Raw genomic sequence first — 443 nt, forward strand, 5'->3', positions numbered from 1 at the left:
GGCGTGCAGAGCATGCCGCGTGCGAGCAAACAGCAGGCGCGTTATGCGGTGGGCCGTTGCCTGATGCTGTGGAGCAGCAACGATGTGACCCAGCAGGGCAGCCGTCCGAAAACCAAACTGAACATTATGCGTGAAGCGGTGATTGCGGAAGTGAGCACCCAGCTGTCTGAAGTGGTGGGCGTGATTGAACGTCATCTGGAACCGACCCTGCTGGCCGTGCATCTGTATGGCAGCGCGGTGGATGGCGGCCTGAAACCGCATAGCGATATTGATCTGCTGGTGACCGTGACCGTGCGTCTGGATGAAACCACCCGTCGTGCGCTGATTAACGATCTGCTGGAAACCAGCGCGAGCCCGGGTGAAAGCGAAATTCTGCGTGCGGTGGAAGTGACCATCGTGGTGCATGATGACATTATTCCGTGGCGTTATCCGGCGAAACGTGA

The 443-nt window shown here is 58.5% G+C and carries 1 protein-coding gene; it reads left to right on the forward strand.

Annotated elements, in window-relative coordinates; all coding sequences use genetic code 11:
• Positions 1-126: 126 nt before the first annotated feature.
• Positions 127-443, forward strand: a 317-nt coding sequence (locus tag VO84_RS21930; RefSeq protein ID WP_058189939.1) for a nucleotidyltransferase domain-containing protein, incomplete at its 3' end; no start/stop codon positions are given.

Origin of the sequence: Occallatibacter gabretensis, from assembly GCF_001449115.1 — a bacterium.
Classification (GTDB): Bacteria; Acidobacteriota; Terriglobia; order Terriglobales; family Acidobacteriaceae; genus Telmatobacter; species Telmatobacter gabretensis.